Origin of the sequence: Rheinheimera faecalis (genome assembly GCF_021290965.1) — a bacterium.
Taxonomy (GTDB): domain Bacteria; phylum Pseudomonadota; class Gammaproteobacteria; order Enterobacterales; family Alteromonadaceae; genus Pararheinheimera; species Pararheinheimera faecalis.
Genome location: NZ_JAJOYT010000002.1, coordinates 574,435 through 590,586 on the forward strand (window position 1 = coordinate 574,435; position 16,152 = coordinate 590,586).

General features: G+C 48.4%; 12 protein-coding genes. 8 read left to right on the forward strand and 4 right to left on the reverse strand.

Annotated elements, in window-relative coordinates:
• The first annotated feature begins 10 nt into the window (after positions 1–10).
• From LSG34_RS06165 to LSG34_RS06180, 4 genes are all read left to right on the forward strand, one after another.
• Complete coding sequence (locus tag LSG34_RS06165; RefSeq protein WP_233007950.1) at positions 11–1,462, forward strand: circularly permuted type 2 ATP-grasp protein; 1,452 nt, start codon at positions 11–13, stop codon at positions 1,460–1,462.
• A gap of 3 nt (positions 1,463–1,465) precedes the next feature.
• Complete coding sequence (locus LSG34_RS06170; protein WP_233007951.1) at positions 1,466–2,425, forward strand: alpha-E domain-containing protein; 960 nt, start codon at positions 1,466–1,468, stop codon at positions 2,423–2,425.
• On the forward strand, positions 2,425–4,902 hold the full coding sequence (locus LSG34_RS06175) for a circularly permuted type 2 ATP-grasp protein (protein ID WP_233007952.1): 2,478 nt from the start codon (positions 2,425–2,427) through the stop codon (positions 4,900–4,902). The genes LSG34_RS06170 and LSG34_RS06175 overlap by 1 nt, the downstream gene beginning before the upstream one ends.
• A 154-nt stretch (positions 4,903–5,056) precedes the next feature.
• Positions 5,057–5,938 carry a transglutaminase family protein gene (locus tag LSG34_RS06180; RefSeq protein ID WP_233007953.1) on the forward strand — a complete coding sequence of 294 codons (882 nt, stop codon included), beginning with the start codon at positions 5,057–5,059 and terminating at the stop codon, positions 5,936–5,938.
• Here LSG34_RS06180 and LSG34_RS06185 read toward each other — a convergent pair.
• Complete coding sequence (locus LSG34_RS06185) at positions 5,902–6,819, reverse strand: AraC family transcriptional regulator (protein WP_233007954.1); 918 nt, start codon at positions 6,817–6,819, stop codon at positions 5,902–5,904. The two genes, LSG34_RS06180 and LSG34_RS06185, sit on opposite strands and share 37 nt — an antisense overlap.
• A 137-nt stretch (positions 6,820–6,956) precedes the next feature.
• On the opposite strand from LSG34_RS06185, the gene LSG34_RS06190 reads away from it, so the two are divergent.
• Positions 6,957–7,712, forward strand: coding sequence for an SDR family NAD(P)-dependent oxidoreductase (locus LSG34_RS06190; protein ID WP_233007955.1), 756 nt, complete (start codon positions 6,957–6,959; stop codon positions 7,710–7,712).
• 71 nt (positions 7,713–7,783) lie between these two features.
• On the opposite strand, the gene LSG34_RS06195 is transcribed toward LSG34_RS06190, so the two are convergent.
• On the reverse strand, positions 7,784–9,703 hold the full coding sequence (locus LSG34_RS06195) for an alkaline phosphatase D family protein (protein ID WP_233007956.1): 1,920 nt from the start codon (positions 9,701–9,703) through the stop codon (positions 7,784–7,786).
• A gap of 273 nt (positions 9,704–9,976) precedes the next feature.
• Here LSG34_RS06195 and LSG34_RS06200 point away from each other — a divergent pair, with 273 nt between their 5' ends.
• The gene (locus LSG34_RS06200; protein WP_233007957.1) at positions 9,977–10,714 is read left to right on the forward strand and encodes a hypothetical protein; all 738 of its coding nucleotides are present in this window, start codon (positions 9,977–9,979) and stop codon (positions 10,712–10,714) included.
• 56 nt (positions 10,715–10,770) lie between these two features.
• Here the strand turns inward: LSG34_RS06200 and mutS are convergent, their stop codons facing one another.
• Positions 10,771–13,356: a DNA mismatch repair protein MutS gene (gene mutS, locus LSG34_RS06205; protein WP_233007958.1), complete on the reverse strand. Its 2,586-nt coding sequence runs from the start codon at positions 13,354–13,356 to the stop codon at positions 10,771–10,773.
• A 32-nt stretch (positions 13,357–13,388) separates the two neighbouring features.
• Between mutS and LSG34_RS06210 the strand changes: the two genes are divergently transcribed.
• The gene (locus LSG34_RS06210) at positions 13,389–13,880 is read left to right on the forward strand and encodes a CinA family protein (protein ID WP_233007959.1); all 492 of its coding nucleotides are present in this window, start codon (positions 13,389–13,391) and stop codon (positions 13,878–13,880) included.
• Positions 13,881–13,946: 66 nt separating this feature from the next.
• The gene (gene recA, locus LSG34_RS06215) at positions 13,947–15,005 is read left to right on the forward strand and encodes a recombinase RecA (RefSeq protein ID WP_233007960.1); all 1,059 of its coding nucleotides are present in this window, start codon (positions 13,947–13,949) and stop codon (positions 15,003–15,005) included.
• A 131-nt stretch (positions 15,006–15,136) separates the two neighbouring features.
• On the opposite strand, the gene LSG34_RS06220 is transcribed toward recA, so the two are convergent.
• The gene (locus LSG34_RS06220) at positions 15,137–16,006 is read right to left on the reverse strand and encodes a hypothetical protein (RefSeq protein ID WP_233007961.1); all 870 of its coding nucleotides are present in this window, start codon (positions 16,004–16,006) and stop codon (positions 15,137–15,139) included.
• Positions 16,007–16,152: the final 146 nt, after the last annotated feature.

A 16,152-nucleotide genomic window follows, 5' to 3' on the forward strand; every position in this document is an offset into this window, starting at 1 on the left:
GGAGTCGCCAATGGGTGCAAAAAGTTTTGGGCACTATCAGCAAATCAGCCAGTGTTTTGATGAGCTGGTGCAGGCGGATGGACAAATACGACCACCAGCTGCGGCTATAGCACGTTTTATTGATCGCCACGGCTCTGCTGAGCTGATTCAAAGACAAGAGCAGTTAAATCAAACGATTAGCTCTATGGGCGTTTGTTTTACCTTGTATTCTGACGGCAATAATATCGACCGCTGCTGGCCTTTAGATGTAATGCCACGCACTATCCCAAGCTCAGAATGGCAAAAAACCAGTGCTGGCCTGAAACAACGTTTAGCTGCTTTAAACCTGTTTATTGACGACTTGTACCACGACCAGCGCATCCTTAAAGACGGCATAGTACCGGCGGATTTAGTGCTGGACTCCCGCAACTACCTTGCACCATGTAAGGGCATTTCGCCCCGTTATGGGGTATGGGCCAATATCTGCGGGACTGATTTGGTGCGTGATGGCTCTGGCAAATTTTTAGTGCTGGAAGATAACTTAAGAGTACCGTCCGGTGTGTCTTATATGCTGGAAAACCGCACTGTGATGAAGCGTGTATTTCCGGAATTATTTGCCGACTCCTTTATCTACCCTGTAGACGACTACCCACATCAACTCTGGCGTATGTTGGCCTCTTTATCGCCTCGTCCAGGCGACGTGCCTTGCATAGTGCTGTTAACACCTGGTGTTTATAACTCAGCTTATTTTGAACACAGTTTTTTAGCTCAGCAAATGGGTGTAGAACTGGCCGAAAATACCGATTTACTGGTGCAGGACGATATTGTTTATTTAAAAACTCTGCATGGACTGCAACGGGTTGATGTGATTTATCGTAGGGTGGACGATATTTTTATCGACCCACAAGCCTTCCGGCCCGATTCAGTTTTAGGCATTCCGGGTTTAATCAAAGCCTGGGCCAAAGGCAATGTGTCTATCGCTAACGCACCTGGCTCTGGTGTAGCCGACGATAAAGTGATTTACGCCTATGTGCCTGAAATCATCAATTATTATCTCGGCGAACAGCCGCTGATCGACAACGTTCCTACCTATTTGTGTCTGGATCCCAAACAACGTGAGTATGTATTGGCCAATCTGAATCAACTGGTAGTGAAACCTGCCAATGAATCTGGTGGCTACGGCATTTTGATAGGCCCACGTTCCACCAAAGAAGAGCAACAACAAATGGCGGAAGCTATTAAAGCCAATCCGCGTAATTTTATTGCCCAGCCGACTCTGGCGTTATCCACGGCCCCAACTTTATGTGACGGTGTGCTGGAGCCACGGCATTTAGATTTACGGCCCTTTATTTTGCAGGGCAGAGATTTGTACTGCACCACAGGCGGTTTAAGCCGGGTGGCGCTGAAAAAAGGCTCTTTGGTGGTCAATTCGTCGCAAGGCGGCGGTAGCAAAGACACCTGGATCATCAACGATGAGGTCTGATCTATGTTATTAAAATCTTTGGATCATATATTCTGGTTAGGCCGTTATCTGGAGCGTTTGGATGACACGGCCCGCTTAATTAATGCCACCAGTCATTTGCTGATCGACAGTCACAAAGACAGTCAGTTCAGCTGGCCCTTGTTGTTGGATGTACTGGGACAGAATGGCGCTGAACTCTTAAGTCAGTTACCACCAAGTGATTTGACGGTAGAGCAGCAGGTGATGGGCTTTTTAATTACCGATGCCGAAAGTGAAGTCTCTATCCGTTCTGCTTGCAGCGCATTAAAACAAAATGCCAGAACAGTACGACAGCTGATCCCCCGAGATATGTGGGAAGAGCTGAATTCACTGGATTTGTTTTTACAGGAGCATTGCCAGCAGTTACAAGGCCGTCAGCACAGATACCGCTTAATGACGGAGGTCAGCCGCCGTTGTCAGATGGTAGTGGGGGTGCTGGACGGCACTATGCTGCGTAGCGACGCCTTTGATTTATTTAATATTGGCAGGCATGTAGAGCGGGCTGATATGACGACCCGTATTATGGATGTGATGGTATTGCAGCAGCTGCAGCCGACGGATATTAAAAGACCACGTTTTCGCTGGACTTCTATTCTGAATGCTTTGGGTGGCGTAGAGTCGTACCACTATTATCTGGCGCACCAAAACACCGAAGTGGATGCGGTGGATTATTTGCTGACCTACGCTGACTTTCCGCGCTCCATTGCGTATTGTTTGCATAGAGTGGCTGCATCAGCCAAAGCTTTGCCTCATAGTGCTGCTATATTGCAACGGGTCTGGCAGCTGCAGGACTTGTTAAAAACACAAAACTTATCAGAATTGACCACAGGTCAGCTGCATCAGCTGATTGACCAATTTCAAACAGGGATTATTGAATTGCATCAGGTGATTAGCACGCCAAAACTTGAATTCTCCACAGATCTCAGCCAGCAAATGTCGGCCTGATGATGACTGTGGAAAGTCAGGAGTTGGGCGAGCAACTAAGATGGACTGATTTGCCGCAGTGGCAGCAGTTACAGCTCTGGTGGCAGCAGCAAAGCCAGCAGCATTTAGTGCAGCTGCATACGGATTTGCAACATCAGCTGCGGGAAAACGGTGCTACTTTTGATCCCTGGCTGGAGCAACAACGTCAGCTGGATTTAATGCCATGGCTGGTGAGTGATAAAGAGTGGCAAGAGTTGCAGGCTGGTGTAAAGCAGCGCCAATTGTTGCTCTCAATGGTATTGCAGGATTTGTACGGCCCTCAGCTTCTGATCCAGCAGGGGCTATTGCCTGCTGAACTTATTTTCCAGAACAAAAACTATCTGTTGCCTTGTCATCAGTTGGTACCCACTCATCAGCAGTGGCTGAGTTTGTTGGCGGTGGATATTGGTCGCGATGCCGCAGGTCAGTTTTGTGTCTATGCCGATCAGAGTCAGATGCCGGCTGGGCTGGGTTTTGTATTAGAGCACAGGCTGGCGTTTAACCACTGTATTGGTGAGCTGAATCACAGTATTGGCAAAAGCCAGCTGGCCGGGTTTTTCCGTAAATTGCAGCTGGTGTTTGCGCAGGGCACCGGCCATACGGCCGAAGGGCGACGACCGCGTTGTGGTTTATTAACTCATGGCAAACGCGACGCCGCCTATTTTGAACATGCCTTTTTAGCCAATTATTTAGATATAGCCTTGATGCACAGCGCCGATCTGATGTTTAAAGATGGTGCTTTGTGGCTAAAAACAGTCACGGGTTTGCAGCAGGTCGACAGCCTGATGCGCTATTTACCTGATGCCCGTTGTGATGCGCTGGAGCTGGACCCAGACTCCACAGGCACTGCAGGTTTATTGCAAAGTATTCGGCAGCAGCAGCTGTTTTGCGCCAATCCGCCAGGAGCTGCTTTATTGGACTCCGGTGTGTTATTGCCCTTTTTACCTGCGCTTTGTCGTGCCCTTTTAAATGAAGAATTGCAATTGCCCACTACTGCGGCTTTTTGGTGTGGCCAACCTGAGCAGTTGCAACAGGTTTTATCTGATGCAAGCCAGTACAGATTCCGCAGAATTGATACAGCCCAAAGCTGGCTTTGGACTGAACTGGACGTACAGCAACAACAAGATTTACAGCAGCAATTAGCGACTTGTCCTGAGCTTTTTATTGCTATCCGCTTGCTGCCCTTAAGCTCTGTACCTTGTTGGAACTCGACTCAAGGCAAGCATCAGCAGTATGGCGTGTTGCGTTTATTTGGTTTGTTATCGGATCAGCATAGTCCGGCTGTGATGCCAGGAGCTTTGGCCCGTATCAGCCCTGATGCTCAAAGCCTGCAGCATCAGTACAGTATGGGTTTTGTCGCCAAAGATGTCTGGGTGCTGGCCGATCAGGATCACGCGGTCAGCCTGCTGCAAAATACCCAAAAACGCATTTTGTTATCCCGTCATAGTGGCTTGTTGCCAAGCCGTGTTGCCGATCATTTATTCTGGCTGGGCCGTTATAACGAGCGGCTGAATTTAGTCTGTCGGGCTTTACGTTACACAGTGCCGCTTTTAACCAGTTTCCAGGTGACTGCTGGTCAACAAGATGATAGCAGAGCTTTAGTACGGTTTTGCTTGCAGGCCAATGGCACTTTGCCAGACAGCGCAGCTTTGAGTTCATTGCAGCAGACCAGCGCCTTGCAGCAGGCCTTAAGTGAACTCTTTTCACTGCAGCATCCGGCCGGTTTGGCGCAGGTGCTGAAAAATTTATTGTTTAATGCGCAGTCGGTGCGGGAATACTTCAGCGAAGACACCTGGTATGTGCTGGATAAATTACAGCTGGCGCTGACGCAATGGCCGAATCCACTGAACTGGCAGCAGCCGCAGCAAATGGTGCGTTTACTGGATGAAGTCATATTGTTACAGACCGCTATTTATGGTCTGAATAACGAAACCATGAGCCGCACTCAAACCCTGAGGTTTATGGATTTAGGCCAGCATATGGAAAGGGCGTTACAAAGTGTCACTCTGCTGCAGGAAGTTTTTGTATTTGATCAGGGCAGGAATTGCAGTGCTTCGTTGATGGAGTCTGTTTTGCGTATGACAGATACCTTGATGACCTACAGGCGCCGTTATAAAACCGAGCTGCACCCGCTGGCAGTGATTGATTTGCTGCTACTGGATGACAGCACGCCACGTTCTGTGGGTTATCAGTGCGCCCGTCTTGCCAGTCAAATTCAGCAACTGCCTAAACCTGGTGCTGCTGTGGTGCTGAGCCGTGAACAAAAACTGGCAGTGGAGCTGGTGTCTTTACTGCAACTTGCTGAACCAGAACAACTCTTTGATGATCAGTTGCAGGCAACACCAGAGCTGAGTCGTTTATTACAGCAGTTGCATGCTGTGCTTCGGCAATTGTCCGACAGCATTACTCTATCGTATTTCAGCCATGCGGAAGCGGGCAAATCCTGGCAGAGTTTTTAATGGCCCCCGTCGTACTTGAAGCCGCAGCATTGTTACCTGCGCGCGCTCGCCCCAGTCACATAGGACTACTATGCTCCTGGGGTCTCGCACGCTTGTCGCCGCGCTGCAATTTCAATTACTTTGGGGGCGGAGCAATAGCAATAGGGCCGAAAATATGAAGTACCAGATCCGTCACCTGACCCGTTATTGTTATCAGCATCCTGTAGCCAACAGTTACAATCTGGCTTGTTTGCAGCCACGGCAATTGCCGACACAGGAGCTGTGCAGTTTCAACTTAGAGGTTTTACCCACTGCTTCTTCTGTTTATGCCAGAACAGATACCTTTGGTAATACCCAGCATTTTATCCACTTGCAGCCGCCGCATCAGCAACTGGCAGTGACCGCTTACTCTGTGGTTGAAGTTTTGCCACGCCAGCAGAGTCTGGCTTTGGATTTAACTCAGCCCTGGCCACAAGTGGCGGCTTTTTTCCGCCAGCAACAAGGTTATTCGCCAGATCAACTCAAGGCACTGTTGTGCACTGGTCCAAGCCGGATGATCCCAGTGCTTGATGAAACAAAGGCATTGATCCAGAGCATAGCTGACCCGACTTTGACTGTATTACAGCTGGCGCAACAACTGACAGATCTGATTTTTCACCAGTTTGAATACGACCCTGAATTTAGCTCAGTCGTCACTCCTGTATCCGAAGTGCTGCTGCATAAAAAAGGAGTCTGTCAGGATTTCGCCCAACTGGCAGTCAGCTGTCTGCGCGCCTTAGGTATTCCCAGTCGTTATGTCAGTGGGTATCTGGAAACCTCACCACCAGAAGGTCAGCCACGTTTAATAGGAGCTGATGCCTCTCATGCCTGGTTTGCCGTGTACGATCCAGAATTGGGTTGGGTCGATTTTGATCCCACCAATAACCTGATGCCGGCAGAACGTCATATCACCTTAGCTTATGGCCGCGACTATGCCGATGTAGTGCCACTGAAAGGCTTGCTGCAGGGCCATGGTGTGCATCAGTTAGAAGTGGAAGTGGATGTAGTGCCGATTTGAACTGCGCTGGTTCTGCCTTGTGCTGTATCTTTTTGCGGAGTCAAACCAAACATCCTGCTGTATTCACGGGTAAATTGCGGCACGCTTTCGTAGCCTACCGCAAAAGCTGCGCTGCCGGCTTTTAAGCCTTCAGCACGCATTAAACGCCGTGCTTCTATTAACCGTAATTGTTTTTGAAATTGCAGCGGTGACAACGAAGTCACAGCGCGAAAGTGCTGATAAAAGGATGAAGGGCTCATGCCTGCAATGGCAGCCAGTTGCTCCATCTGCAGTGGCTGACGAAAATCGGCTCTGAGTACAGCCACAGCTTTGGCTATTTGTCGGATATGGCTGTCTTGATAGCCAAGCCGCTGAATGGCAGCACCATGGCGTCCAGCTAACAACCAGTAATGCATCTCCCGCACCAGTTGTTTGTGCAGCACAGGCACTGATTCAGGTCTGTCTAACAAGTTCATCAGCCGCAAAGCTGCATCTGCCACTTGCTGCTCGGTAGGTTCAACCTGCACCGAATGCTTTGTACTTTCTCTGGGCTGCGCCATTTGTTCCGTCAGCTCAGCAATCACACTCAAATCCAAATCCAGTACCAGCGAGATATAAGGGGCGTCCAGGCTTGCTTCGGTAATTTGACTGATAGTTGGTACATCGGCACTGATCAACAAAGAATCACCGGCACTAAAGTCAAATACTTCTGAGCCCATCACCACTTGTTTTTTGCCCTGCAGGACCAGGCAAACCAGTGGGCGCGAGATTGCATATTCGAGCCCGCTTGGGGTATTCGAACGGATAGTGGTCAGGCCGGCAATGGGCGTTTGTGCAAGACCATTTGGGTTGGCATAAGCCTCCACATAACGGCGCACAGTGTTCAATAGCGTATCTTTCATGGCTGATACTCTAGGCTACCAGAATTAATCTTCGCAAGAGCTTTGGAGAATTGAGCAAAAAATGCGGATCTTCGGGTAAAGACCCTTCAGCAGCTTTTCTTTAGCATGCTCTGGTCTTAAACCACAGGAGAAAACGCATGACTAAAATCGCTTTAGTAACAGGTGCCAGCCGTGGCCTTGGCCGTAATACCGCACTGAATATTGCCCGTCGTGGCGCAGATGTCATCATCACTTATCAGAGTCGCGAGCAAGAGGCGCAAGCTGTGGTAACACAAATTCGCGCTATGGGGCGCAAAGCAGTTGCTCTGCAGCTGGATACAGGTGCTGTTGCAGGATTTGCCAACTTTGCTGCACGGTTACGGACTCTGTTGGCTGACATCTGGCAACGCGATACCTTTGATCATTTGGTGAATAATGCCGGTCATGGTGACTATGCCCTTATTGAGCACACCACTGAGACTCAATTTGACCAATTGGTGAATGTGCATTTTAAAGGCGTGTTTTTCCTGACGCAGATGTTGTTGCCTTTGTTGGCAGACGGAGGGCGTATTGTGAATTTATCTACTGGATTAACGCGGGTATCAGCGCCTGGCTGGGCGGCTTATGCTGCGGTCAAAGCCGCGGTGGAAATGCTGACCGTCTATATGGCAAAAGAGTTTGGCCCACGTGGTATAGCAGTCAATACAGTAGCGCCGGGTGCGATAGAAACCGACTTCTTTGGTGGCGCTGTGCGTGATACTCCTGACTTTAATAAGTTTTTTGCCGATATGACGGCGTTAGGCCGGGTCGGAGTTGCTGATGATATTGGCCCTATGGTGGCCAGTTTATTGTCGGAAGACCAGCGTTGGGTCAATGCCCAACGTATTGAAGTCTCAGGTGGGCAGGGGATTTAACAAAGTTACAGCTGCACCATGCTGGATCTAGCGGGTGCAGCTGCTTTAATGTACGAGCTACTTTTACGGATCTACAAACTATAATCCTGCGTCAGTTCATCATCGCCTTTTTCCAGCTCAAAACTGACTGTTTCACCATCAGCGCAAAGTTGCTGAATTTTGCAGGGCACACCTTCAGCGGTTAGCTCCAGTAATCCTATACCAGCGGCATTCACAAGGCGGCGGCCTTTGGTTTCACCTATGGGTCTGTGGTGGGTGATGATCATACGGCGTCTTTTGGTAAACCAGTTCAGCGGTGAGCGGGAGGCGTAGAGCCAACGGTTAGCTGTGTCCAGTAAGGCCAGAAGCCGGTGTGGGAACTCATTTTTCAGGCCACTGCTGGTGATTTGCCAAATGGATGGGCTTTGTTGTTTGTGCCGTAGCTTTATCTGAAATACAAAGCTGTAATGCACATCACCGGATAAAATGACAAAGTTGCGGGGCGTTTTGGGATGACGAAATAAATTCAGCAGGGCATAAGCAGAGCCTGGGTGGGTCATCCAGTTTTCCGCGTCTACCATCAGAGGTTTACCAAAGCTGGTAAAAATACGCTGAATAGTTTCAATTAGTTTGACGCCAAACACAGGCGCAGGTGAGACCAGTAATACAGCTTCATGCCCCAGCAATTGTTGCTGCAATTCAGTAATAGATTCCCAGTCCATCAAACCCGAAGGTTTTTCCATCGCAAGCTCTGAGCGCCAGCGTTGGGTACGGGTATCCAGCACCAATAATGGCGGTTGGGTAGGCCAACTGTAATGCCATTCAGAGAATTTGAGCAGGTTATTGATACATTCATCATGAGTTTCTGTGCCGGGTTGACTCAGGGCCTGCTGACATAAAGGCATCAGCTTTTGGACTTTCTCCGGCGCATTACCCCAGCCCTGAAATAGCAGGTATCCCATTAGGGCATTGCCAATAATACGACGGGAAAACGGGTGCTCGTAGGCGGTTTTTTCCCATTCAGCGGTTAAATTCCAGTCATCAGTAACATCGTGGTCATCAAACATCATAGCGACAGGCAGATGAGCCATTAACCGCCTGACCTGACCTAAACCTGCTTTAAACTCTGTCAGGTTTTTACTGTAGATAGCACAGCGCTTTTGGCGCTCCGGGCTAAAACTTTTCAGCAGCCCTTCCGGCATCTGCAAATCCAGCCCTTGCCATGGAGCAGGCGACCAGACCAACAGGTACATCGAAAACACTTCGGCCATGGAAATCAGATGGTTGTGGGCGCTGTCCGTCGTAAATACCGGCTTTTTTGCGCCCTGAAATAGCTGCTTTAGCACCTGATAGCCAGCTTTTGTGTTCGGCAATAATTGTTCACGCTGGTAATAATAGGGTGTTTTGCTATGCAGCTCATGGGCGGAGCTTAAGGTTGAACAAGGTAACTTTTCGTCGGCAAAATCCAGTTTGGTTATCAACTGATGAATGGCATAAAGCGTAGGTGCTGCCACATCGTCTGTGTAGACCTGATCACCACTTAACATCAGTAAGGATGGCCATTGATCTGGTGTTGTGTCTTTGAGCTGCTGATCGGCACGGACTAATGCATCACCTGAAGTAAAATGGGGTTTGCGACAAGAGCCATGCAATACCGAATGCACTTTGGGTTTGATGATAAAGCCAGGCAAATCCCGTCCTGGATAAACTAAATCGTCCGCCCACTGACGCCAGTCTTGCCAGTCGCCTGTGCTGGTTTTTAACTGCAGATCATAACTAATCCAGCGTTCAGTTGGCAGCGCCTCGCTCAATTCTAAATCCAGAAAATACAGATACAATTTGCCGGCAAGCTGAATCTGTTGCACCCAGGGCTGCAGCTGTTGTGCGTCAAACTGCAATGCTTCGCCTTGTTCAGGCTCTAGTTGGAGTTTCAGTTCCACTTGTTCTGAAGTGGCTAACCAAAGGCATATCCTGCCTGGTGTCAGACGGCGCAGCAGAGGACCTGCCCACACCAGCGTGATAGGATCAGAAATAACAACTCTCCTTTTATTCTAACTATACAGCAGCTTAGCTTTGTATTTCCCGCAGTATCCCCGTGGCGCTGCTGCTTGTCCAGTAAATCGCCCTATTCGCACTTCAACGTGCAGCTGTATGACCATTTTTATCTGGCAAAGTTTGCGTAGCAGGCACAACTGCATTAGCTTGTAATCTAACGTTTTGGGAACTAAAGCAAGGCTTCTGTCCAATAATACAGAACCTTTGGTACTACGGATCAAGGAATCATCATGGCAGACACCAGTCACCTGAGCTCTTTTAGCGGCATTTTGCGCGATTTAATTTCAGCTTTGCGTGATGCATTGCTGTTTGGGGTTTTTGTCTTGTTGTTATTTTCACCTGAAACCGTCAAAGCCCGGCTGATAGAAGCAGGGTTTACCAAAGGCACCATAGGTGGAATGGAGTGGGAAGCTCAGGTGAAAGAAGCCTCAGACAACACCAAGTCTGCCGGTCAGACCTTAAGTCAGGCGAAATTAGGCTACGACGAGCTAATAAGTCGTCTGGCTCAACTGGAGAACAAGGTCACCAACCCAGTGATCCAACGCGAGCTGGACAGTATTGGTGATGCAGCACAAAGCTCCCGTGCTGAACTGGCTTCGGCTGATCAGGCGATTAAACGCAGCCTGGTGGCGCAGCAGCAATTGGTCAGTCAGGGATCATCGACAGTGGCCGAAACTACAGGTTGGGTGTTTTTAGGCAAAGTGACAGAAGATAAACATAGCTGGGAGCAAGGCTCGCCTAAAACCATCCACAGCATAGAGCCTGAAGCTTTAGTGGGAGCGACTTTGACCTTAAAAGATGATGTGTATTTACGTGATGATTCAGCCACTAATGTCAGAGCTATGGCTCCTTTGCTGGCTGTGGTGAAAATGGAAGAAAAGCTTGATGTGATCGATCTGGATTATTCGCATGCCAAAGCGGGCGGTTGGTTTGTCTGGGCTAAGGTAAAACGTCAGCCCACTTCTTAGTTTCGCAGTTAAAAAAACAGGCCCAATTCAGGGCCTGTTTTTACTCAACAAAAAAATTATAAGCTGGCTTTCAGCTGATACAACAAATCCAAAGCCTGACGGGCTGACAGCTGATCCGGATCCAGTTTTGCCAGTTGCTCCAGTATAGGGTGGGGTTCGGCTTCGACAAATAATTGTTGTTGCTGCGGCTCTGCTGTTTTAGCCGCTGCTGGTGCTTTGGCACTGACAACGGATTGTTGTTCCAACTGGGCCAGTTTTTGTTTGGCTTTTTGAATCACCACTCGTGGCACACCAGCGAGCTGTGCCACCTGTAAACCATAACTTTTACTGGCTGCGCCGTCCTGCACCTGATGCATAAAGACAATGTGTTCGTCGTGTTCTACTGCATCCAGATGGATATTGGCTAAACCCTGTAACTGCGATGCCAGTTCGGTCAGTTCAAAATAATGAGTGGCGAATAAGGTCATGGCTTTCAGTTGCTGCGCCAGATATTCAGCACAGGCCCATGCCAAAGATAAACCATCATAAGTGCTGGTGCCACGGCCTATTTCATCCATCAACACTAAGCTCTGAGCTGTCGCATGATGCAAAATAGTGGCGGTTTCTGTCATTTCCACCATAAAAGTAGAACGGCCAGATGCCAAATCATCGGATGCGCCAACCCGGGTGAATATTCTGTCGACCGGGCCTAATACAGCGCGCTCTGCCGGTACAAAACTACCTATATAAGCCATCAGCACTATTAACGCATTCTGGCGCATATAAGTCGATTTACCGCCCATATTCGGGCCCGTAATCATCAACATGCGTCGTTCTGGCGACAGCTTAAGTGGATTGGCAATAAAAGGTTCTGTCATCACCTGTTCAACCACAGGGTGACGACCCGCTTCTATCTGTATTCCTGGTTCTGGCGTCAGCTCTGGCTGATGGTAGTTCAGCTGTTCAGCACGTTCAGCAAAGTTAGTCAGTAAATCCAGTTCGGCCAAAGCTGCTGAAAGTTGTTGTAATTCAGCCAGGTAAGGCGCTGTTAAATCAAACAACTCTTCATACAGCTGCTTTTCCAACGCCAAAGCCTTGCTTTGACTGCCAAGCACCTTGTCTTCGTATTCTTTTAATTCAGGAATAATAAAACGTTCGTTGTTTTTTAACGTCTGGCGGCGGACATAATCCGCTGGTACCTGATCGGCAGCGCTGCGACCGGTTTCAATGTAATAACCCGCCACTCTGTTAAAACCAACTTTGAGTGATGCTATACCAGTACGTTCTTTTTCGCGTTGTTCCAGTCGCTCCAGATGATCAGTGGCACCTGTCGCCAGTTCGCGCCATTGATCCAATGCTGCGTTGTAGCCTGAAGCTATCACGCCACCATCACGAATCAGCATTGGTGGGGTTTCAACTATGGCACGCTCCAACAAATCACAAAGCTCTGGCAGCGGCTGGCATTTAGCAGCGAGCTGCGCCAATAAAGGGCTTTTTAATGGGCTAAGTTCAGGCGACAGTTCGGGCAATAATTGCAAAGCAGCACGTAAACGTGAGAAATCACGGGGCCGGGCGCTTCGAAGTGCTAAACGGGCGATAACCCGCTCCGTGTCCCCAACTTGTTTAAACAGCGGTTGTAAATTTTGGTGGTGTTGCTGCAATTCAGCAACGGCCTGATGACGGCCTGACACTAAGGCCTGATCGCGCAGTGGCGCATGGATCCAGCGCTTTAATAAGCGACTGCCCATAGCGGTCTGGCATTGATCCAGTACTGCTGCCAGAGTGTGGTCAAACTGGCCAGCCAGAGTTTGGGTCAGCTCTAAATTACGTCGTGTTGCTGCATCCAGCACTATGCAGTCCTGATTACGTTCAAGAGCGATAGAACGAATATGTGGTAACTGGGCGCGCTGGGTGTCTTTGACATAACCCATTAAGCAACCGGCCGCCATTAACGCTACCGGGGCTTGTTCCACGCCAAAACTTTGTAAGTCGCGGGTGCCAAATTGTTGGGTGAGCAAACGTTTGGCGTTGCTTAACTCAAATTCCCAGACAGGGCGGCGGCGCACACCTTTACGGTTAATCACACTATCCGGCCAGTCCTGCTCTTCAGCATATAAAATTTCTGCCGGATTTAATCGTTGCAATAAGGCCAGTAAGTCATCCAGATGGGTGACTTCGTTAATTAAAAAGCGGCCGCTGCTTAAATCTAAGTAAGCAAAACCATAACTGCCTTTTTGCTGATACAAAGCCGATACCAGGGTGTCCTGACGTTCATTCAGCAGCGCTTCGTCTGTGACTGTGCCTGGAGTCACAATACGCACCACAGCACGTTCAACCGGGCCTTTGCTTAAGGCCGGATCGCCGATTTGCTCACAAATAGCGGCGGATTCACCCAGTTGCACTAAACGGGCTAAATAACCTTCAATCGAATGATAAGGCACGCCTGCCATAGGAATAGGCTGTCCTGCCGACTGGCCTCTTTTGGTCAGGGAAATATCTAACAGGGCAGAGGCCTTTTTGGCATCGTCGTAAAACAGCTCGTAAAAGTCACCCATACGATAAAACAGCAAAATATCAGGATGCTGGCATTTCAGGCCAAGGTACTGTTGCATCATCGGAGTGTGCGGGCTTAGTGCTTGCCCGTCTTTCTGTTCTGGCGGCATAATGGCTTAATAATTCCTGCGTTGGACCAAAGATGACAATTCCAGTAACCACCTACAACTTGGCGGCGGATCTCGGAGCGCTATTATTGCGGAAAAACATCAGTATCACCACAGCAGAATCCTGCACTGGCGGTGGTATTGCTTATGTGTTGACCGCAGTGCCTGGCAGTTCTGCTTATCTGGACCGCTCTTTTGTCACCTACAGCAATAAATCCAAGCAACAGCTGTTAGGGGTTAAAGCCGAAACTTTGTTGCAATTCGGTGCTGTCAGTAAAGAAACAGTTTTGGAAATGGCAGTAGGTGCAGCCAAATCTGCTGGAGCTGAAGTGGCGGTCGCTGTGTCTGGTATTGCAGGCCCTGATGGCGGATCTGCCACTAAACCTGTGGGTACTGTACATTTTTGTTTTGAAATTCAGGGCCATCAGGTATTGTCGCATCGCATCTTTGATGGTGACAGAGCGACAGTGCGCCAGCAGGCGATCGATTTTGTCTTGCAGCAGCTGATCTTGTTATTGACAGACTAAAGCAAAAAGACTACTGTATGAGCATACAGCACTTTGAGTGCATCCAAGAATCCACCGGAGAGAGCAATGGACGACAATAAACAAAAAGCACTGACCGCAGCCTTAGGTCAAATCGAACGCCAGTTTGGTAAAGGTTCAATTATGCGTCTGGGCGACAGCACTGCGCTTGATATCGACTTTATCCCTACAGGTTCGTTAGGTTTGGATATTGCGCTCGGCATAGGCGGTTTGCCTTGTGGTCGTATTGTTGAGATCTACGGTCCTGAATCTTCAGGTAAAACCACTTTAACTTTACAAGTTGTCGCTGAAGCTCAGCGTATGGGTAAAACCTGTGCTTTTATCGATGCTGAACACGCCTTAGACCCTGTATACGCTAAAAAATTAGGTGTAAATGTTGATGACTTATTAGTGTCTCAGCCGGATACCGGTGAACAGGCACTGGAAATTTGTGACATGTTAGTACGTTCAGCTGCGGTAGACGTGATTGTTGTCGACTCAGTGGCAGCTTTAACCCCACGCGCTGAAATTGAAGGCGATATGGGGGACAGCCACGTAGGTTTGCAGGCACGTTTAATGTCTCAGGCTTTGCGTAAACTGACAGGTAATATCAAACGTTCAAACACTTTATGTATTTTCATCAACCAAATCCGGATGAAAATTGGTGTGATGTTTGGTTCACCAGAAACCACGACAGGCGGTAACGCGTTAAAATTCTACGCTTCAGTGCGTTTAGATATTCGTCGTACTGGTTCTGTCAAAGATGGCGACGAAGTGACGGGTAATGAAACCCGAGTCAAAGTGGTGAAAAACAAAGTAGCACCGCCTTTTAAACAAGCCGAATTTATTATTATGTACGGCGCAGGTATCAGCAAAGATGGCGAGTTAGTGGACTTAGGCGTACTGCATAAGCTGATCGACAAAGCCGGTGCCTGGTATGCCTACAAAGGCAACAAAATTGGTCAGGGTAAAGCCAACGCCATGAAGTACCTGCAGGAAAATCCTGCTGTTGCCAAAGAAATTGAAGCTGAATTACGTCGTATGCTGTTACTGGAACCGTCTAAAGGTGCTCCGTCACCAGCAGAAGATTTTGGCATGGTGCCAGAAGACGCTGAAGCCGATCTGTAAGCAGATCCTAAAAGTAACACTTCAAATAAACCCGGCTTTTGTCGGGTTTATTGTTTTTGGTTGTGCGGCTTTTGATTTCGAAGAGTTGTTTGGCAAAATACAGTGTATTTTATGCAGTTAGCATTCGGCTGTTACTGAGCTGGAGCTGTATTCAGTACTTTGTATTTTTTCTGATCGATAAAAAATCCAGCCTGCGAATAAAGTTGTTCGATACGGCCTTGTTGTTCCAGCAGCGCCAGACCTTTGTTAAGGGCTATGTAAGCCTGCTTACCTTGGGGGTGTTGTTTGCTGATGACAAAATGTCGACTGTCATCCAGCAGCACTGCTAAACCAGGTACCAACTGTAGTCTAATTTGCTCAAGCACAAAGCTACCATCAGTGGATGGATAAAAGGGCATCAACATAAAATCTACCCATTGCATATGAACCATGCGAGCCTGACTCAGCCATTCGTCTTCCCGTATCAGTTCTTTAAGCGGCAATGCCGATAAAGTGGCCCAATCGGTATGCCATTTCGGGGTCGAGACAGCGGTCAGTTGTTTAAGATCATCTAGCTTTTTGATGGCAAAGACTTTGCTGTTTTTTGGGCTCGCGTAGATCCCGGCCATGTACTGGCCACGCTTCACAATAGGGCTGGATATATAGACTTTGTCGCTCAATTTAGCTGCATCACTGAGCCAGTAAGTATCAAAACTCAGTAGCAGCTCGCCGTTTTCCAGCATTTTGGTATTACGGAAATTTACCTTGCCAGGCAGGTATTGAAAGCTTTGATGAAAGCCACCTAACTTCAAAGCCTGCTGCAGCAGTACCATGTCAGCTACATCCCGGCGCATAAAACTGCCACTGAAATCAGTGAGCTCCAATACATCACGCCCATTTAAAAAAGCCAGATAGTCCTGATAGACATCATCACGGATGTATATAGTTAAAGGCTTTGCTAAAACAGAAAAGCCGCTCTGCAGGAGCCATAACAATAAAAGCCAGCAACAGGTTTTGAACATTATTTTGTACTGTGGGTAAAAGGTTTTTTAAGCATAAACAGGAATAATGCAGTTGGAAATATTGCAGGATATTTTTACATCTTTATTTAGACGTCTAAACGTTTAGAAGTTGACATTTCCACTGCTTTGAGCCAGAGTAACCTCAT